Annotated in this window: 17 protein-coding genes; 9 read left to right on the top strand and 8 right to left on the bottom strand. The window is 71.2% G+C overall.

What is annotated here, in order from left to right; all coding sequences use genetic code 11:
* Positions 1-20 precede the first annotated feature (20 nt).
* The gene (locus GCN81_RS02190; protein WP_231626302.1) at positions 21-1,130 is read left to right on the top strand and encodes a DUF5925 domain-containing protein; all 1,110 of its coding nucleotides are present in this window, start codon (positions 21-23) and stop codon (positions 1,128-1,130) included.
* Between the two features lie 46 nt (positions 1,131-1,176).
* On the opposite strand, the gene GCN81_RS02195 is transcribed toward GCN81_RS02190, so the two are convergent.
* Positions 1,177-1,548 (bottom strand): GntR family transcriptional regulator, encoded by a 372-nt coding sequence (locus GCN81_RS02195; protein WP_156721680.1) that lies wholly within the window; start codon positions 1,546-1,548, stop codon positions 1,177-1,179.
* 70 nt (positions 1,549-1,618) lie between these two features.
* Between GCN81_RS02195 and GCN81_RS02200 the strand changes: the two genes are divergently transcribed.
* Both GCN81_RS02200 and GCN81_RS02205 read left to right on the top strand, forming a co-directional pair.
* Positions 1,619-2,548 (top strand): GNAT family N-acetyltransferase, encoded by a 930-nt coding sequence (locus GCN81_RS02200; RefSeq protein WP_156721681.1) that lies wholly within the window; start codon positions 1,619-1,621, stop codon positions 2,546-2,548.
* Positions 2,529-3,044: a DUF402 domain-containing protein gene (locus tag GCN81_RS02205; RefSeq protein WP_156721682.1), complete on the top strand. Its 516-nt coding sequence runs from the start codon at positions 2,529-2,531 to the stop codon at positions 3,042-3,044. Before GCN81_RS02200 ends, GCN81_RS02205 begins: the two co-directional genes overlap by 20 nt.
* Here the strand turns inward: GCN81_RS02205 and GCN81_RS02210 are convergent.
* Entirely contained in the window at positions 3,041-4,171 is a 1,131-nt protein-coding gene (locus GCN81_RS02210) for a methyltransferase domain-containing protein (RefSeq protein WP_156721683.1), read from the bottom strand. The two genes, GCN81_RS02205 and GCN81_RS02210, sit on opposite strands and share 4 nt — an antisense overlap.
* Positions 4,172-4,374: 203 nt before the next feature.
* Between GCN81_RS02210 and GCN81_RS32665 the strand changes: the two genes are divergently transcribed.
* The 3 genes from GCN81_RS32665 to GCN81_RS02220 all read left to right on the top strand — a co-directional run bounded on the left by GCN81_RS32665 (position 4,375) and on the right by GCN81_RS02220 (position 6,573).
* On the top strand, positions 4,375-4,509 hold the full coding sequence (locus tag GCN81_RS32665; RefSeq protein ID WP_267904547.1) for a hypothetical protein: 135 nt from the start codon (positions 4,375-4,377) through the stop codon (positions 4,507-4,509).
* 438 nt (positions 4,510-4,947) lie between these two features.
* Positions 4,948-6,051, top strand: a complete 1,104-nt coding sequence (locus GCN81_RS02215) for a lytic polysaccharide monooxygenase (protein WP_156721684.1) — start codon at positions 4,948-4,950, stop codon at positions 6,049-6,051.
* A gap of 78 nt (positions 6,052-6,129) precedes the next feature.
* Positions 6,130-6,573 carry an SRPBCC family protein gene (locus GCN81_RS02220; protein WP_156721685.1) on the top strand — a complete coding sequence of 148 codons (444 nt, stop codon included), beginning with the start codon at positions 6,130-6,132 and terminating at the stop codon, positions 6,571-6,573.
* A gap of 74 nt (positions 6,574-6,647) precedes the next feature.
* On the opposite strand, the gene GCN81_RS02225 is transcribed toward GCN81_RS02220, so the two are convergent.
* The 3 genes from GCN81_RS02225 to GCN81_RS02235 all read right to left on the bottom strand — a co-directional run bounded on the left by GCN81_RS02225 (position 6,648) and on the right by GCN81_RS02235 (position 10,599).
* A complete protein-coding gene (locus GCN81_RS02225) occupies positions 6,648-7,766 on the bottom strand; it encodes a S1 family peptidase (protein ID WP_156721686.1) in 1,119 nt (372 codons plus the stop codon).
* Positions 7,767-8,199: 433 nt separating this feature from the next.
* Positions 8,200-9,108: a S1 family peptidase gene (locus tag GCN81_RS02230; RefSeq protein WP_156721687.1), complete on the bottom strand. Its 909-nt coding sequence runs from the start codon at positions 9,106-9,108 to the stop codon at positions 8,200-8,202.
* Between the two features lie 246 nt (positions 9,109-9,354).
* A complete protein-coding gene (locus GCN81_RS02235) occupies positions 9,355-10,599 on the bottom strand; it encodes a DUF5685 family protein (RefSeq protein ID WP_197287435.1) in 1,245 nt (414 codons plus the stop codon).
* Between the two features lie 278 nt (positions 10,600-10,877).
* On the opposite strand from GCN81_RS02235, the gene GCN81_RS02240 reads away from it, so the two are divergent.
* Positions 10,878-11,333: a cell division protein SepF gene (locus GCN81_RS02240; RefSeq protein WP_156721688.1), complete on the top strand. Its 456-nt coding sequence runs from the start codon at positions 10,878-10,880 to the stop codon at positions 11,331-11,333.
* A 42-nt stretch (positions 11,334-11,375) separates the two neighbouring features.
* On the opposite strand, the gene GCN81_RS02245 is transcribed toward GCN81_RS02240, so the two are convergent.
* Positions 11,376-12,563 (bottom strand): acyl-CoA dehydrogenase family protein, encoded by a 1,188-nt coding sequence (locus tag GCN81_RS02245; RefSeq protein WP_156721689.1) that lies wholly within the window; start codon positions 12,561-12,563, stop codon positions 11,376-11,378.
* 152 nt (positions 12,564-12,715) lie between these two features.
* Positions 12,716-14,566 carry an MFS transporter gene (locus GCN81_RS02250; protein ID WP_156721690.1) on the bottom strand — a complete coding sequence of 617 codons (1,851 nt, stop codon included), beginning with the start codon at positions 14,564-14,566 and terminating at the stop codon, positions 12,716-12,718.
* Between the two features lie 251 nt (positions 14,567-14,817).
* On the opposite strand from GCN81_RS02250, the gene GCN81_RS02255 reads away from it, so the two are divergent.
* Together GCN81_RS02255 and GCN81_RS02260 are read left to right on the top strand one after the other, a co-directional pair.
* On the top strand, positions 14,818-15,960 hold the full coding sequence (locus tag GCN81_RS02255) for a glycosyltransferase family protein (protein ID WP_156721691.1): 1,143 nt from the start codon (positions 14,818-14,820) through the stop codon (positions 15,958-15,960).
* Positions 15,961-16,195: 235 nt separating this feature from the next.
* On the top strand, positions 16,196-17,227 hold the full coding sequence (locus tag GCN81_RS02260) for a phosphatase PAP2 family protein (RefSeq protein ID WP_156721692.1): 1,032 nt from the start codon (positions 16,196-16,198) through the stop codon (positions 17,225-17,227).
* Positions 17,228-17,348: 121 nt separating this feature from the next.
* Here GCN81_RS02260 and GCN81_RS02265 read toward each other — a convergent pair whose 3' ends face one another.
* Complete coding sequence (locus GCN81_RS02265; RefSeq protein WP_156721693.1) at positions 17,349-17,564, bottom strand: I78 family peptidase inhibitor; 216 nt, start codon at positions 17,562-17,564, stop codon at positions 17,349-17,351.
* Positions 17,565-17,767: the final 203 nt, after the last annotated feature.

The raw sequence follows: 17,767 nt of genomic DNA on the forward strand, positions 1-17,767 counted from the left end.
CGGTGCCGGATCATGGCCGCATGTCAGCCACCCCGGTCGATCCGCTGCACGCTCTGCCGATCCGTCTCAACATCGACGACAGCGACTCGCCGTCGGACGTCGTCGACGCGCTGTTCCTCGGCCGCTTCGCGACCGGCGAGCAGCCGTACGCGCACAGCGCCTCGCTGGACCGCGTCAAGCCGCGCGCCACGCTGCTGCCGCCACGCGCGACCGTGCTGCGCGCGGCCCGCGACGGCGACCGCAGCGCGACGCTCGCCGAGGGCGACGGCTGGACACTGCTGATCTCCCGCTGGAACAGGGGCGCCGACGTCACGGTCACCGCGGTCACGGCCGAGCTGGCCGAGAAGGTCGTCGGGCAGGCCACGGACGGTGCGGCGGACGAGCCCGAACCACAGCCGGAGAACGTCACGATGGGCTTCTGGTACGTCTCACCCCGCCGTGGCCCGCACCGTACGACGCGGCAGATCTCGGCGGGCACCTGGGACGAGGTGCGGTCCAACTACACGGCGCCGGTGGCGGACGCGATGGACGGGCTGATGAAGACGACGCCCGAGGACATCGCGGGGCGGCTCCTGCTGCTGCACGGCCCGCCGGGCACCGGGAAGACCTCGGCGCTGCGGACGCTGGCCCGCTCCTGGCGCGACTGGTGCCAGGTGGACTGCGTACTGGACCCGGAGCGGCTGTTCTCGGATGTGGGCTATCTGATGGACATCGCGATCGGCGAGGACGACGGTACGGCCAAGGGCCGCTGGCGACTGCTGCTGCTCGAGGACTGCGACGAACTGATCCGTGGCGAGGCCAAGCACACGGCGGGGCAGGCGCTCTCGCGGCTGCTGAACCTCACGGACGGGCTGCTCGGGCAGGGGCGCAACGTGCTGGTCGGCGTGACCACGAACGAGGATCTGGAGCGGCTGCACCCGGCCGTGGTGCGTCCTGGGCGCTGCCTGGCCCGGATCGAGGTCGGCCCGCTGACGCGCGCGGAGTCCGTGAACTGGCTCGGCCGCACGGACGAGGGCCTCGGCCGTGACGGCGCGACCCTCGCCGAGTTGTACGCGCTGCGCCGTGGCACGGCCCCGACGTCGGTCCCGGAGCAGCGGGGCGCGGACGCGGACGGGGGCCTGTATTTGTGACGGGCGCCGCCGCCCCCGCCTGCCCCGTATCCATGGGTCCGTTCGCCTACGAGTACGCCGCCCGCAGCGCCTCCTCCACCGCCGCCAGCGCCGCCGCCCGGTCCAGGCCAAGCCGCCGGGCGTGCGTGGCGTACTCGGCGGCCGCGGCGGCGGCCTTGCGGGCCGCCGCGTCCCCCGCGGCCGCCACGAACGTCCCCTGGCGGCCCCGCGTCTCGATCACGCCGTCCGTCTCCAGCGCGCGGTACGCCTTGGCCACGGTGTTCGCGGCCAGCCCCAACTGCTCGGCGAGGCCGCGCACCGTCGGCAGCTTGTAGCCCACCGGCAAGGTCCCCGAGCGGGCCAGCTCGGAGATCTGCGTGCGTAGTTGCTCGTACGGCGCGGTCGCGGCGCCCGGGTCGATGTCAAGCCTCAAGGTCACGGGCCGAGTATCCCGTACGGACGGAAAAACGGGAGGCAGGGGGCGCGCCCCACGCGTAGCGTGCCGCTCCATGGCATTGATCGTTCGCGCACTCCGCACCGGAGACTCCCACGACGCCGAGGCGTTCGCCCGCGTCCGTCGGGCGGCCCTTCCCTTCATGCTGGCCACCGCCGACTCCGTCGCCTTCGACCTCGCCCAGGCGCATCCTGAGGCCCACTTCCAGATGCTCGTCGCCGAGGCGGACGGGGAGATCATCGGCACCGCGCAGACGGGCCTCGCCTACGACAGCCCGGAGCCAGGGCAGGCCTTCGCCAACGTCTATGTCGACCCCGAGCGGCAGGGGCGTGGCGCGGGTTCGCTGATCCTGCGCACCGCCGAGGAGCGGCTTGCGGCGCTGGGCGCCACCACCGTCTACTCCTGGGTCCTGGACGCACCGGCGCATCGGGCCTTCGCCGAGAAGCGCGGGTACCGCTCCAGCCGGTCGGCCCACTTCCTCCGCCTCGACCTGGTGAACGGCCCGCTGCCACCGCTGCCCGAGGTGCCCGCCGGGGTCGAGTTGCGCACGGGCGAGGACTTCGCGGACGATCCACGTCCGCTGTTCGACCTGGACGCGGAGACCATGGCGGACGAGCCGAGCGACATCGGTGTGGAGTTCGTGGACTACGCGCACTGGCTGACCCACACCTGGCGGCATCCGCTGTTTGACCGCGCGCTGACCACGGTGGCGGTATGGGACGGCCGACCCGTGGCGTTCACCCTGGCCCGCGGGGACGGCGGCGCCCGCTACGGGTCGGTGATGACGGGTACGGCCCGCGACCACCGCGGTCTCGGCCTGGCCAAGCTGGCCAAGGCCGCCTCGCTGCACCGCGCCCGCGCCGCGGGTCGCACCGAGGCCTTCACCGGCAACGACACGGGCAACGGGCCCATGTTGGCCATCAACAGGTGGTTCAGCTACGAGGTCGGCGCTACGGAGGTGCGTTATGTCCGCGAGCTCGGTTGAGATCGTCCTCACCAAGGCGGGTCGCACGAAGATCCGCTATCCGGCGGCCGTCGTGAGCGACGACGGCACGCGCCTCACGGTCCGCGCCCCCTGGGCCGCCGATGGCACCAGGGACTTCGGCTTCGTCCGCTTCGAGCCGGGCGACGTCTTCACCGAGCACTACTGGCGCGACCGGTGGTACGCGGTCAAGGAGGTCCGCACGGCCGACGGCACCCTGAAGGGCTGGTACTGCGACGTGACCCGCCCGGCCGTACTGTCCGACTCCGGCACCGGCACCGGCACCGGCACCGAGCTGACGGTCGAGGACCTGGATCTGGACCTGTGGTGCTCGGCGGACGGCAAGACGGTACTGCGCCTGGACGAGGACGAGTTCGCCGCGAGCGGCCTGCCCGAGCGCGACCCGCGGACAGCCGACCGCGCCCGCCGGGCCCTGGACGAACTGGAACTCCTCGCGAGCCAGGGCTGGCTGAGCTCGCTGGCGGCGGACAGACCCTAGGCGCCTGGTAGGGCGGGGTCGTCGGACGGCAGGAGGGACGTAGCGCGGCTCGCACCCTCACGTTCGTACGCGATGGAGTCCCCCGCCTCGTGCAGGTGGAGGACAAACCGCTCCCCCGCCCGATAAGCGTCGAGCCCCGCTCGGCAGTACGCCACCAGGTCGTCCGGCAGCGCGTCCAGGGGGTGCCAGCTGAGTTCGGAACACTTGTCCGGCTCGGCGTTGACCGGCTCGCCGCCCACGCCGTACCCGGCCTCGAAGAACCAGCCGATGCGGGAGTCGCCGCTCGGCGAGCGGTGCTGCATGACCAGCGCGACACGGAGATCGTCCAGGCGGAGCCGCAGGCCGACCTCCTCGTACGCCTCCCGGATCATCGCCTCCCGAACGTCCTCGCCATCCTCGAGGTGGCCCGACGGCGCGTGCAACAGGCCGTCCGCGTAACCGGTGTTGGTACGCCGGGCCAGCAGCACCTCATCGCCTCGGCGCACCAGCAGGTGCACGTCGACGACTTCGGCGTGCCGCCGCTTTCCGGCGCGGGTCGCCACGATCACGTACCGCTCGTCGTCGACCGCGCGCCCCCACAGCCGCGCGTCCCCGGAGAGCCGCTCGGAGTGGACGCGGTCGGCCAGGGGGCCCAGGGCGCCGGTCAGCCGGGCGGCCGGGATGCCGACCGGGCTGACGGTCCCCCACACTCCCTCGACCAGCACCAGCCGCCCGCCCGGGCGCAGCAGCGAGACCCAGTGGCGCAGCGCCGCCTCCGGGTCGGGCAGCAGCCACAGCACATGCCGGGCCAGCACGACGTCAAACCGCCGCCCCGAGACGGGCGGGCGCCCCGCGTCGCCCACCAGGACCTCGGCGCCGGTCCCGGCCAGCTTGGCCCGGGCCCGCGCGGCCATCTCCGGTGAGAGGTCGACCCCGGTGACCCGGTGTCCCCGCTCGGCGGCGAGCAGCGACAGGCTCCCCGTACCGCACCCGAGATCGAGCACGTCGGACGGCTCGCGGGGCAGCCAGTCGCTGAGCCTGGCGGCCCAGGCCTCCCGCGCCACGGGGTCCCGCAGCCCGTGATCGGGCTCCTCGTCGAAGGTGGCGGCCTCGGCGTCCCACTCGCGTACGGTCCAGTCGTTGGTCATGCGCTGATCGTCGCAGCCACCACTGACAACAGGCCGTGCTCGCGAGGCTTCAGAGAGGCGACCTCAGGGGACACTCATGTGACGAGCGCCACATCAATCCGTGACCAACGCCACTGACAAGGGGGCTGGCGATGGGTAAGGCTCCTTGTCTGGGTCTACCTCTACGGAGGAACAGACCGGGACGACTGCACTAGGAGGCCGTCATGCGCCGCCAGACCGTACAGAAGCCCGTCAACAAGACCGTGAGCCGTCGGCAGCGGGACCGCGCCGAGGAAACGCCGCGCCCGCGCCCCGAAATCCGCCAGGACATCCGCAGTACCTGGTGGCCGGACGGCTGAGCCAGCCCGGGCTCACCCACCTGGCGGCCCGGGCGCCAGACACCGCACCCGCACCGTGAGGCCACCCTCCGGGTTGGCCCGCGCGGGACAGCGGCGCCCTGCCGCCGTACTGGGCGTATCCGCCGCGAGCAAGCCGAACTCCTCCGGCAAGTGACCCGGCCCTCGCCCACTCCAGCGCCGCACACGGCCTGAGCGCCTGTGCGGGCGACAGCGGACATTCCAGACCCGCTCTTAATCACCGCTGAGCCCATCCTTAACTCGACCATAAGGATCGCCCTCACCCCACCTCAGCAGGCGATTTCACGGTTCCCACGGGCTAGCTTTCTGATCGCCGGGGCGAGTTCGAACCACCGGCGCCGCTGGTTTCGGGGGGCGGCACCGCCGGTTCGCACTCGCCTCGTGGCCCCCCACGTGGAACCGTCAGAGGAGATCGTCACCATGACCGCTCGCCGCAAGGTCGCCGCCATCGCCAGCGTCGGCATAGCGCCACTCGCCCTCGCCGCGCTCGGCACGGCCCCAGCCGCCGCGCACGGTTCCATGACGGACCCGGTGAGCCGTGTGTCGGCGTGTTACGCGGAGGGCCCGGAGTCCCCGCGGTCGGCCGCCTGCAAGGCAGCGGTCGCCGCGAGCGGGACGCAGGCCTTCTACGACTGGAACGAGGTCAACATCGGTGACGCCGCGGGCAGGCACCGCGCGCTCATCCCGGACGGCAAGCTGTGCAGCGCGGGCCGCGACAAGTACCAGGGGCTTGACCTGCCACGCGCCGACTGGCCGTCCAGCAAGCTCACTTCGGGCCAGCACTCTTTCCGCTACAAGGGCACAGCCCCGCACAAGGGCTCGTTCGAGCTGTACATCACCAAGGACGGCTACGACCCCACCAAGCCGCTGAAGTGGTCGGATCTGGAGGAGAAGCCCTTCGCGAAGGTCACCAACCCCACAATGGACAACGGTGACTACGTCTTCGACGGCGCCATCCCCGACAAGTCCGGCCGCCATCTGATCTACAGCATCTGGCAGCGCTCGGACTCGCCTGAGGCCTTCTACACCTGCTCCGACGTCGTCTTCGGCAAGGACAGCGGCGGCGAGGCGACCGCCCCGGCCCCGACCGCCTCCGCCCCGAACCAGGACCAGATCGACGCGGGCAGCGACAAGTCCACCGTGGACCACGACGGGCACGGCGGTGACGAGGGCGGCGACCACGGCGATCACAGCGACCGCAACAGCGACGAAGGCACCGCGTCCAAGGATGCCAAGGATGCCAAGGATGCCAAGGACGCGGACAGCTCACCGCAAGCGCGGGAAACGCAGGACTCCAAGGACGCCGCGTCCGCCGACGAGGGCAACCAGCCCCAGGCCAACGGCACCTCCGAACAGACCTCCGAGCAGCCCGCCACCACCGGCGTGAACCTCGCGGAGACCGGTAGCGACAGCAGCACCTCGTACCTCGCCGTCGGTGGCGCCGCCACCCTCGCCGTCGGCGCCGCGATCCTCTTCGCGACGGTCCGCCGCCGCGCCACCGCCACCGGCCGCAGCAGCCGCTGACGCGGCGCTCCCCGAACCCCGCCGGGCCCCACACCGCGGGAAGAGACGGACACCTGGCACCTGATTTAGGCTCGCCAGGTGTCCGTCTTCCGTGTGGTACGCGTGTCACCGCTGTCCGTCGAAGAGACCTGGCAGCGGCTGACCGACTGGCCGCTGCACGCCGCCCGTGTCCCGCTGACCAGGACGGTCGTACAGACTGACCCACCGAATCGGCGGGGCACCCGTTTCGTGGCCCGCACTGGGATCGGACGGCTGGCGTTCGACGACCCGATGGAGGTGACCGTCTGGGAACCACCCGGAACGACCACACCGGCCGGTCGCTTCCGCCTGGTGAAGCAGGGGACGTCGGTCACGGGCTGGGCCGAGATCGAAGTGCACCCGCGCGGGCGAGCGGCGTATGTCATCTGGCGTGAAGAGCTGTCCTTCGCACGGCTCCCGCGTTTCCTCGATCCGCTGACCGCGCGGGCGGGCCGCGTGGTCTTCGCTCTGGCGCTGCGCGGGCTGCTGCGGCCAGACGCCTGAGAGTAGGCGCGTACGCCTAAGACCCGGCCCACCAGCACGGCGGGCCGGGTCTTGTGCGTGACACGAACAGAGCGTCAGCCGATCTCGGCCCCCAGCGCCTGGAGCGCCTCAGGTACCGGCTGGAAGAAGGTCGTGCCGCCCGACGAGCAGTCGCCGCTGCCGCCGGAGGTCAGCCCCAGCGCGGTGCTGCCCGCGAAGAGGGAGCCGCCGCTGTCGCCCGGCTCGGCGCAGACCGTGGTCTGGATGAGCCCGGTGACGATCTGGCCGTTGCCGTAGTTCACGGTGGCGTCCAGCGCCGTGACCTGCCCGCCGCGCACCTGGGTCGTGGAGCCGCTGCGCGTCACCTGCTGCCCGACGGTCGCCGCCCCGGCCTGGGTGATGACCTGGCCGTTGCCGTTGTACAGGTTGACGACACTCGGGCTGCCGACACCGTTGTTGAGCTTGACGAGCGCGAAGTCGCTTCCGGGGAACTCCGATGCGACCATCGAACCGAGCGCGCCGCCCTGCTGGTCGGTCCACGCGCTGCCCACTCCGCCGCAGTGGCCCGCCGTCAGGAAGTGCGGCTCACCGTCCTTGACGACGTTGAAGCCGAGGGAACAGCGCCCGCCGCCGCTGAGGATGGCGTCGCCGCCCGCGGCGAACTTCTCGAACTGGCCCTCGGTCCTGTTTAGTTCGGCCTTGGCACCGAGGTCTTCGACGACCTTGCTGAGCCGGGACCAGTCCGCGCCCTTGACGGTGCTGTCCGCCGTCACCACGACCTTGTTGGTGGTGGGGTCGGTGGCCCAGGAGGTGCCGGGGATGGTCGCCCTGTCGGTGAGCGTCGTACGGGCGCCCTTCAGGTCCGCCAGGGAGTTCGCTACGACTCTGGCCTTGCCCCCGGCCTCCCGGACCTCCTTCGCCGCCGCCTCGTCCAGCACGTTCACCACGAGGGTCTTGGACGTGGCCTGGTAGTACGTACCCGCCGCGTCGGTGCCCAGTTCCCGGTCCAGGGTGGCGGCCAGCTTTCCGGCCGCGGATGCCGAGAGGGTCTTGACCCCGGAGGCCCCGGAGGCTCCGGAGACCTCGGCGGCCCCGTGGACCGAGGGGCTCTGGCTCGCGTTCGCAGTCTGGAACGTCACGCCCGCGGCCACCAGTGCGGCGACACCCGCACCTGCCATGGCCACCCGCCGCTTGGGTATATGTCGGTGCTTCAAGTGTGGTCCTCCTGTGGGGGGAGACCGAGACCGGCTTCGTGGGGTTGCCGGGCCCGGAAGGTGTACTCGCGCGGGCCTGGCCATCCTCCGATGACCTTGTCCACGCCGATGGGTGGAGCACACTCTTCCGGTACTGCGAGGTAGCACACAAGGTCGACTTCAGGACGCGCACACGGCAACGGCCGTGCGCCCCGCGCACCTTGGGTACCCACGGTCACACCATGTCGGTTCCTGGAGCAAACACCCCGTGCGAGCGGACCATCGGCAGCGCGTGAGGACTAGTCCTGTCCTGTTCTCGATGGTCCATCGTCGAGTTCAGCGTCGAGTTCGGCGTCCCGTTCAGCAAGGGCGAGCCCCCGCCCGGAAGTTCGGACGGGGGCTCAACTGCCACTGGCTAGCCGCGGTGCGCTAGCGGGGATACTCCGCTCTCTGATCAGTAGACGCTGACCCCGTACCTGCTCAGGGCCTCGGTGACGGGCTGGAAGAAGGTCGTCCCGCCGGTCCGGCAGTTTCCGCTACCACCGGAGGTGAGTCCGAGGGCCGTGGTGCCGGAGTAGAGCGGGCCACCGGAGTCGCCCGGCTCGGCGCACACGCTGGTGCGGATCATGCCGTAGACGACGTCTCCGCCACCATAGTTGACCGTGGCGTTGAGGCCCGTGACCCGGCCGCTGTGCGTGCCGGTGGTCGAGCCGCGGCGGGTGACGTACTGGCCGACGGTCGGGTTGGCGGCCCGGGTGATGTCCTGACCTCCGACGGTGCCGGGTTTGCTGATCGAGTTGTTGGTGTACCGGACGATGCCGTAGTCGTTGACCGGGAAGCTGGACCCGGCCGTGGAGCCGAGCACGGTGCTGCGGCCGGAGTTGGCGTACCAGGTTCCCGCGCCGTCCGTGCAGTGACCGGCGGTCAGGAAGTAGTACGCGCCGCTGCTGCTGCGGACGTTGAAGCCCAGGGAACAGCGCCAGCTACTCGCGTAAATCGCGTCGCCGCCGGATATCAGTTTGCTGAACTTGCCTGGAGTGCGCTCGATCTTGAGGGCTCCGGCGTGGGGGCCGGCAGCGCGCTTGATCTTGTTGAGTTCGGCTTGGGAGACCGTGCTGTCCGCTGTCACGACCAGACGGTTGGTCTTCGGGTCGATGTCCCAGGCGGTACCGGCCACGTCGGCTCTGAGCACCGCGTCGCTGGCCTGCGTGAGCTGGGTCGCGCTGAACTGGTCCGGTCTCGCCTCGCCTGCCTGCGCAGCGGGGATGGCCAGGGCACCTGCGGTCACCAGGCCGACGGTCACGGCGAGGAGCCGGGTCCGTCTGCCCACGCCGCTGCGGGGGGTGGTGCGCTTGATCCTCACTTGTCGTTCCTCCCGAGGGGAATCGGGGGCCCGCCGAGTGGCGGTCCCGTGAGGCGCGGTCAGGAGCGCGCGTTGTTCGGTCAGTTCGACCTCGTTCGACATGTCGAATGAGTTGTGCCCCTGACAAGCGCTGTTCGGGAGTATTCGGCGACTCACGCCCCGGCACAAGGGCGCGTTTCGGCCGTACGTACCTACGGCCCCTCCCACCACTCGACGCCAGTGGGTTAGGGCCCGTTAGAGCCCGCCCTAGCAGTCGCACCCGCAGCAGTCACCGCAGGTACAGCAGCTGTCACCGCAGTTGCTACAGCAGTCACAGCACTCGCAGCAGTCACCGCAGTGGCTACAGAGCCCCTCCCGGCGCGTGCCGGACCAGGGGTCCTCGTAGGTGCCGCAGCACAGCTGGCACGTACAGGCGAGCCCCGCCCACACCAGGCACCCCGCGAGCAGGCCCCGGCCACGGCGGGGCGGCTCGGGCGGGCCCGGTGGCGGGCCGTACGGACCACCGGGGCCTGGCGCGTACGGACTTCCGGGGCCTGGCGCGTACGGGTTACCAGGGCCCGGCGCGTACGGACCGTTCGGCGCGTACGGGTTACCCGGAGGCGGCGGACCGCCAGGACCCGGCTGGTGCGCGCATGTCGTCGTGCCGAAGGCACGGTCCACGGACTGGCGTAGCTCGTGCGCCAGCAGCACATGCGCCAGCCTGCCGTCCGTGAACTCGGCCTCCCGCAGCGCCAGCCGGATGCCGTGCAGCGCGTCGTCGGCCAGCCGTCGCGCCTCGGCCCGCGAGGTCCCCGTCGCGGTCAGCGGGTTCCAGGCGCCCGACGCGGCATCCGCTTCCTGGTCCTCGACCGCGTCCAGCAGATGCGCGAGCCGCCCGAAGAGCCGCCCGGCCTCCGCGAGCGGCTCCGCGTTGGCCGGGCGCCCGGCGAGGACCGCGGTGTGCGCGAAGGCCGCGGCGGTCGCGGTCTCGGTCGGCTCGGTGACGGTGAGCAGCGAGGTGCCGATTCCGGCCAGCGTCTCGATGCCGCTCTGCCGGTCCACCGCGTCCAGCAGTACCGCCGTGTCGAAGCCCACGTCGGCCGCGCCGCGTGCCCCGGCACGGTCCCAGTTCCTGGCGACTTTGCGTGCCGCCGCCGCCACTGGGCGGCGCGCCAACAGCCCGTCCCGGTCGGTGACGTGGTCGCGTATCTTCGCCGACGCGAGGACCAGCGAGACCGCGGCCGCGAGCCGCGCGCCCTCGCCCTGGGCGACGGACGCGCCGCGCATGCCCCGCAGCGGGCAGGGCCCGGCGGTGCGTCGCCAGTCCGTGGCGCGTTCGGCCTGAGCCTCCGTCAGGACCGAGATCAGCAACCCGTCGTAGTTCGTGACGACGCGCGCGAACTGGCCGTGATCACCGCGCAGCGCGAGGCAGAGCCCGCACAGATGAGCCATCCACTGGGTCTTCAGGCCCTCGCCAAGTCGGTGGCCGCAGGGCCTGACGATTCCGAACACGATGACTCCCCCGTGAATGCCGCTGTGTGCGCGCCTGCGCATGATATCGGCCACATCGACACATCAAGACACGCCCTACGTCACCCGTATGCCAAACAAATCATATTTCACTCACTGTCAGCAGCCGTACGCCACAGGGCCCTTGAAGAACGGGGATGCCTTGTGCACCAGTAACGTCACGAAACCCGTGCGCGGCGACTATCCACTTGGCGCTACGTCCGCATCATGGACGACCATAGGGGGGCGGACAGCAGGAACCGCTGCGAGAGGAGGCGTCCATGGGATCGGTGCGCAAGGCGAGTGCCTGGCTTGGCCTCGTCGACGACAACGATGACGAGCGTTACTACGACGGATACGAAGATGATGCGGCTGACCCGGCCACCGGGCCCGAGCCCGGCAACGCCTGGGTGACCGACCCACGCGTGCGGGTGGCCTCGGAATCCGCCGAGGAGAAGGGCCGCAGGATCGGCACCGTCACTCCGGACGGCTTCCGGGACGCGCGCGGCATCGGCGAGCTGTTCCGGGCCGGTACCCCGGTCATCATGAACCTCACGGCCATGGACGCCGCCGACGCCAAGCGCGTGGTGGACTTCGCGGCCGGGCTGACCTTCGGGCTGCGCGGCTCGATCGAGCGCGTAGCCAACCGCGTCTTCCTGCTCACCCCCGCCGACACGCTGATCGTGAACGGCGAGAGCGAGAGCCGCCCGAGCGACGGCTTCTTCAACCAGAGCTGAGCAAGGCGTTCACCGCTCGCCGTACGCCTACGCCGCGCCCGCTCAGCGGAACGCGTCGAGGCCGGTGAGCGCCTTGCCCAGCACCAGCTGGTGCATCTCGACGGTGCCCTCGTAGGTGAGCACCGACTCGAGGTTCGTCGCGTGGCGCATCACGGGGTACTCCAGCGAGATCCCGTTGGCGCCCAGGATCGTACGGGACGTCCGGCAGATCTCGATCGCCTCGCGGACGTTGTTGAGCTTGCCGAAACTGATCTGTTCGGGCCGCAGCCGCCCCGCGTCCATCCGGCGGCCGAGGTGGTGCGCCAGCAGAATGCCCTTGTGCAGCTCCAGCGCCATATCGGCCAGCTTGGCCTGGGTGAGCTGGAAGCCGCCGATGGGCCTGCCGAACTGTTCGCGCGTGGTGGAGTAGTCGACCGCGGCCTCGAAGGACGAGCGGGCCGCGCCCATCGCGCCCCACACGATGCCGTAGCGGGCATGGCTGAGGCAGCCGAGCGGTCCGCGCAGACCGGTGACCTCGGGCAGTACAGCGTCGGCGGGCAGCCGCACCTCGTCGAGTACGAGCTCGCTGGTGACCGAGGCGCGCAGGGACCACTTGTGCCTGATCTCGGGTGCGGAGAAGCCGGGGGCGTCCGTCGGAACGACGAAGCCCCTGATGCCGTCCTCCGTCTGCGCCCAGACCACAGCGACCGAGGCCACCGAGCCGTTGGTGATCCACATCTTGCGGCCGGTCAGCACCCAGTCGGTGCCGTCCTTCTTGGCGTACGTACGCATCGACGCGGGGTCGGAGCCGACGTCGGGCTCGGTGAGGCCGAAGCAGCCGATCAGCTCTCCGGCGGCCATGCCCGGCAGCCACCGCTCCTTCTGCTCCTCGGAGCCGAAGCGGTGGATGGCGTACATGGCGAGCGAGCCCTGCACGGAGACCAGGGAGCGGATGCCGGAGTCCGCGGCCTCCAGCTCCAGGCAGGCCAGGCCGTACTGGACGGCGCTCGCACCAGCGCAGCCGTAGCCGGTCAGGGACATTCCGAGGGCTCCGATGGCGCCCAGCTCGCGGGCCAGGTCGCGGATGCCGGGGAGTTCGCCGCGCTCGTACCAGTCGGCGATGTGCGGCAGTACGCGGTCGGCGGCCCAGGTGCGCACCGTGTCACGGATCGCGAGCTCGTCGGAATCGAGCAGGTCGTCGATGCCGAGCGGGTCGCGCGGGTCGAACGCGGGCGGGCGGTGGGCGGACATGCTGGCCTCCGGGGCGGCGGGAAAACTAGCAGTGGTAGTCGCGACGTGCGTGGCGGCGACGTTACGGGCTCAGTGTCGCGTACGTCCAGAGCCCTCCGGGCGCCGACCGCGAGGCGCGTCCCGCGCGTGCCGCCCGTCCAGCACGGCTCAGCTCAGGAATCGGCCGCGACTCCGGCCTGCTCCCGACGCTCCAGGGGGTCCCGACGCTCCAGCTGGTCCCGGCGGTCCCGGTGGTCCCGGAGCAACGGAACAGCCGCCGCCTGCCTGAACCCCTGCTCCAGCACCTGGTCCAGCGCCTGCGCCGGGGTCGGTTCCGGCGCCCGGGCCAATGTCGGTTCCGACGTCGCGGCCAGGCTCGGCTCCGGCGCCTGCGCCTGCGCCGGGATCACCGCATGGCCGCCGCCGCCCGCGGGCGCCGCGCACTCCATGCCGCGCGGCAGTCGCAGCGCCGCGAGGGCGCCGAGCAGCAGCAGTCCGGCGCTGACCAGCAGGCTGACCCGCATCCCGTGCACGAACGCGTCACGGGCCGCGATCCGCAGTACCTCCCCGGCGCCGCCACCGAGCCCGGCCGCCACTTCGTACGCCTCCCCCAGCGAGTTACTGGCGGCGTCGCTCGCCCGATCCGGGACACCGGACACCGAGGAGAGCCCCGGCGCGTACACGGCGTTCATCACACTGCCGAGCAGGGCTATCCCGATCCCGGCGCCCAATTGGTAGGAGGTCTCGCCGATCGCCGCGGCCCCACCGGCCTGTCCCTGCGGGGCCTCGCTGAGCATCGACTCGTACGCGCCGAACAGCGTGGTCTGCAGGCCGAAACCGAGGAGTACGAAGCCCGCCAGCATCAGCGCCGGATTGTCCTGGTGGCCCAGCAGGGTGAGCACGAGGACGGCGAACGCGGTCAGACAGAACCCGGAGGCGACCATCGCGCGCGGGCCGAGGCGCCGCAGGAGCGCGGAACCCGCGAGCCCCCCGGCCATCGCGGCCAGCGTGAGCGGCACCATCCGCAGCCCGGTCTCCAAAGGAGACAGGCCCAGCACGAGCTGAAGATACTGAGCGGCGATCAGCATCAGGCCGACCAGCGCCAGCATGGCCAGCACGATGCAGCCGACGGAGGTGCCGAACGCGGGCCTGGAGAACATCGACAGGTCGACCAGCGGATGCCTGCGCCGCCGCTGCCTGCGGACGAACCCGGTCAGCAGCAGTACCCCGAGCACCAGCGGGACCAGCGTCAGGAAGCTGACGACGCCTTCGCCGCCACCCGCGCGCTTCACCCCGAGCACCACGCCGAACAGCCCGGCGGCTGCCATCAGCGCGCCCACCACGTCCCAGGGGCCGTTATGGTCCCCGGTCGACTCGGGCAGCAGCCAGCGGCCGATCGGGATGCTGGCGAGCATCAGCGGGATGTTGATCAGGAAGACCGAACCCCACCAGAAATGCTCCAGCAGCAGACCGCCGAGCAGCGGCCCACCAGCGGCCCCCACGGCGGCGACCGCGGTCCACAGCCCGATGGCGACGGCGCGCTCGCGGCGGTCGGGGAAGACCTGGCGGAGGATCGACAGCGTGGCGGGCATGATCATCGCGCCGCCGACGCCCAGCAGCGCACGGGCGGCGATCAGCACCGTGGGGGTGTCGGCGAGCGCCGCCATGGTCGAGGCGACACCGAAGAGCGCGTATCCGATCAGCAGCACCCGGCGGCGGCCGACGCGGTCGCCCAGGGTGCCGAAGAGGATCAGCAGTGAGGCGCAGACCAGGGGATAGACGTCGACGATCCAGAGCAGCTGGATGCCACCGGGCTTGAGGTCCTCGGTGACGGCCGGGACGGCGACATGCAGCACGGTGGAGTCGATGGCCACCAGCAGCAGGCTGGCGCACAGGACCACGAGCACGACCCAGCGGTTGGCACCGCCGGACTCCCCCGCGCGGCGGGAGAGAGGACGGGAGAGGGGAGAGGTACGGGAAACACCAGCAGCCGGTACCGAAGCGGCCGTGGGCGTCCCGGACATATGGCTTCCTCCCAGCGGGTTACTCGGATTCCGGCCGGCGTGGCGGCGGCCCTGGCCCGGCTTCCAGGAGTATCGGCCCTGGCCAGACCTCCGAGAACACGAGCGAGCGTCAGCGTACGCGAGTGAACGGCAGGGGTGAGTGGCGCACCTCTCACGTAACGAAGCGGCGAAGTGTGGCATACGCCACGGAAGGGGCGTTCTGCCCGTCCTCACGGGGGGTGCGCCCCCGTCCGACGCCCATAATCGAGCCCGTGACCGATCTTGATCAACGCTCCACGCCGCTCGGGGGCGCGCTGCGCCGGGCCGCGCCCGCACTGCTCGCGTACGCCGGGGTGCGCGCCCTGGGGCTCGCCGTGCTCGCGGCGTGGGGTGCGGCCACCGGGAAGAGCCCGCACCAGCTCCTGTCGGCGCGCTGGGACTCGCTCTGGTACACGCGGGTCGCGGACTTCGGCTACGGCTGGGAAGTACGGCTGCCCGACGGCGGGGTCCACTCCAATCTGGCGTTCTTCCCGCTGCTGCCGTGGCTGGAGCGGCTGGGATCGGCGGTGAGCCCGCTGTCGTACGCCGATGCCGGGCTGCTGGTCAGCTGGCTGGCCTCGATCGGCGCGGCCGCCGGGATCTTCGCGGTCGCGGACCGGTTGTACGGGCGCCGCGCGGGCGTGCTGGCCGTGGTGCTGTGGGCGGTGCTGCCGGTCGGCATCGTGCAGTCCATGGCGTACAGCGAGTCGCTGTTCACGGCGCTCGCCGCGTGGTCGCTGTACGCGGTGCTGACCGGCCGCTGGGTGTGGGCCGGGGCGCTGGCCTGTGCGGCGGGGCTGACCCGGCCGGTGGGGGCCGCGGTGGTGGCCGCGGTGTGGGTGACGGCCGCGGTCCGGGTCGCCCGGGACCGGGAGGCTGACTGGCGGATGGTGCTCGGGGTGCTGATCGCCCCGCTGGGCGCCGCGGGCTACGTCCTCTGGGTCGGGCAGCGGACCGGCGGCGGCCTCTTCGGCTATCTCGACGTCCAGGGGCAGTGGGGCAACGGCTTCGACGGGGGCTGGGCCTTCGCGCGGTTCATCGGCGCCAAGCTGACGACGTTTCCGGACGCACTGGCCGGACTGGGACTGATCCTGGGGGTCGCGCTGGTCATCTGGCTGTACGTGCGGTGCGTGCGGCAGGGCCAGCCGCTCGCGCTCCTGGTGTACTGCGGGATCGTCGTCGCCCTCGCGCTGTGCGCCTCGGGGTACTTCGGCTCGAAGCCACGGCTGTTGCTGCCCGCCTTTCCGCTGCTGCTGCCGATCGCGGTGGCGCTGGCCCGGTTCCGTACCTCCAGGGTGGTCGTACTGCTGGGGGCCGTGGCAGTGGCGTCGGCGGTCTACGGCGCGTTCTGGCTGCACGGCTCGGGCCCCCCGTGACCGAATCCGTCCCCTCGTGACTGAACGGAGAATTCCACACCGAGTAAAGGTGAACGAATTCAGAGGGCGCTGGAACGACATCCGCATACGATCGGAGTAAACGCACGCCACGGTCAGTTCGCGGAGTGAAAACCGGGAAAGCAAAGGCGCCTTGAGATGAATCCCACATCACATCGTCATCACGAAGCCGGTGCTTCGACCAGGCCCGCCGCTAACCCGCTGTAACGTCGATCGAGTGCGTACCGAACGAAACCCCACCCGTCTGGACCGGGTGTTCGCCCGTCTCGACCGTGAACCGGAACGGCCGGAGGGCCTCGACATCCCGCGGATGAGTCCGCACCGGATGGTGCTTCTGGGCTCGACGCTGGTCTTCTACGTGCTGATCGTCGTCGCCGTGATCAACACCTCGTGGCTGGTGCGGCTCGACTGGCAGGTCATGTTCTTCCGCCCTTACCAGCAGTGGCCGGAACTGCACGCCTGGCTCGACTACTTCGTGGTGCTCGGCCAGCGCGGGCCGACCGCGGTGATGGTCGCCGCCTGGCTGCTGTGGCGCTCCTGGCGCCAGCACACGCTCCGCCCGTTGCTGGTTCTCGCCGTCGCGCTGCTGCTGCTCAACGTCACGGTGGGGGCCGCGAAGCTGGGCATGGGCCGCCTCGGTCCGCACTACGCCAACACCATCGGCGCCAACGAGATGTGGCTGACCGGCGATATATTTCCTTCGGGCCACACCGCCAACGCCGTGGTCACCTGGGGCATCCTCGCCTATCTGGCGGCGACCCACCGCACCCGCCGCTATCTGTCTGCCGTCTCGGCGGTCGTTGCTCTCGGCGTCGGGCTGACCACGGTCTACCTGGGCACGCACTGGCTGACCGATGTGCTGCTCGGCTGGGCCGCTGGTGTGCTGATCCTGCTGGCGCTGCCCTGGTTCGAGCCGCTGATCGCGCGTGCCGAGGCGTGGATCTTCCGGGTCCGCGAGAGCGTGCGCGACAGAGTGCGCGCGTACGGTCGCCGCCCCGCCGCCGTGCCCGCCCCGGTCACCATCGCCGCACCAGCGCGCCGCCCGGACGCCGACGAGGCGCCCGCGACGCGTACGCCGGTGGGCGCGGCCGCCCACAGCGTCACACGCTCTCCCGGGCACCTGTCCACCTCACGCGCGCACGCGTCGCACGCGGAGCGCGCTCCCGGCGCCCCGACCGGCAGCCGTCGGCCGCCGCACCCGGACCGGGTGGGGCGTCCCACCTCGGCTAGCCCCGTGACGGGCGGCTGACACCAGAGACCGCGCTGACGCCAGAGACCGAACTGACAGCAGGACGCGCTGACACCAGAGACCGCGGGGCGCGGTACGCACCACCCAGCCCCGTACGGACTCGCCCGCCGAAGGCGGTCTCTCAGCCTGCCCAGCAGCGGGTGACGACGTCGTCGCTGACCTCGAAGTTCAGCCGCCCCTCGAGGTACTCCATGGTGATGAACGCGCCGGGCGGCACCGATCTGACGGTGGTCCAGCCGCGTTCGCGGGCCCGGCGTTCGGCGCGATCGGCGTCGAGTCCGACGTAGGAGTCGGGGGCGTCCTGAGGCTGCGCGGAAGGAGTCGGTAGGGGTGCCATACGGCCACCGTAGGCGGCCGGGTCCCGGTGGCGAAAGGGTCACGGGAAGCGGATACCGAGCGTCACCTCACCCCCTCTATCTTCACGCGGTCACGCTTGTGTCACAAGATCACTACACAGGTTTATCCCGCACCCGGCCATACGCGCGAACCAACCGGTCACGCGCACGTACGATTTCGAATTCCCGCCGCAAAATAACCGGC

Origin of the sequence: Streptomyces apocyni, from assembly GCF_009739465.1 — a bacterium.
GTDB classification, from domain to species: domain Bacteria; phylum Actinomycetota; class Actinomycetes; order Streptomycetales; family Streptomycetaceae; genus Streptomyces; species Streptomyces apocyni.

Bases quoted from the DNA above. Each gene is read 5' to 3' on its own strand.
- GCN81_RS02190 (WP_231626302.1), top strand. From the start codon at position 21: ATGTCAGCCACCCCGGTCGATCCGCTGCACGCTCTGCCGATCCGTCTC.
- GCN81_RS02200 (WP_156721681.1), top strand. From the start codon at position 1,619: ATGGCATTGATCGTTCGCGCACTCCGCACCGGAGACTCCCACGACGCC.
- GCN81_RS02205 (WP_156721682.1), top strand. From the start codon at position 2,529: ATGTCCGCGAGCTCGGTTGAGATCGTCCTCACCAAGGCGGGTCGCACG.
- GCN81_RS02210 (WP_156721683.1), bottom strand. From the start codon at position 4,171: ATGACCAACGACTGGACCGTACGCGAGTGGGACGCCGAGGCCGCCACC.
- GCN81_RS32665 (WP_267904547.1), top strand. From the start codon at position 4,375: ATGCGCCGCCAGACCGTACAGAAGCCCGTCAACAAGACCGTGAGCCGT.
- GCN81_RS02215 (WP_156721684.1), top strand. From the start codon at position 4,948: ATGACCGCTCGCCGCAAGGTCGCCGCCATCGCCAGCGTCGGCATAGCG.
- GCN81_RS02240 (WP_156721688.1), top strand. From the start codon at position 10,878: ATGGGATCGGTGCGCAAGGCGAGTGCCTGGCTTGGCCTCGTCGACGAC.
- GCN81_RS02245 (WP_156721689.1), bottom strand. From the start codon at position 12,563: ATGTCCGCCCACCGCCCGCCCGCGTTCGACCCGCGCGACCCGCTCGGC.
- GCN81_RS02250 (WP_156721690.1), bottom strand. From the start codon at position 14,566: ATGTCCGGGACGCCCACGGCCGCTTCGGTACCGGCTGCTGGTGTTTCC.
- GCN81_RS02265 (WP_156721693.1), bottom strand. From the start codon at position 17,564: ATGGCACCCCTACCGACTCCTTCCGCGCAGCCTCAGGACGCCCCCGAC.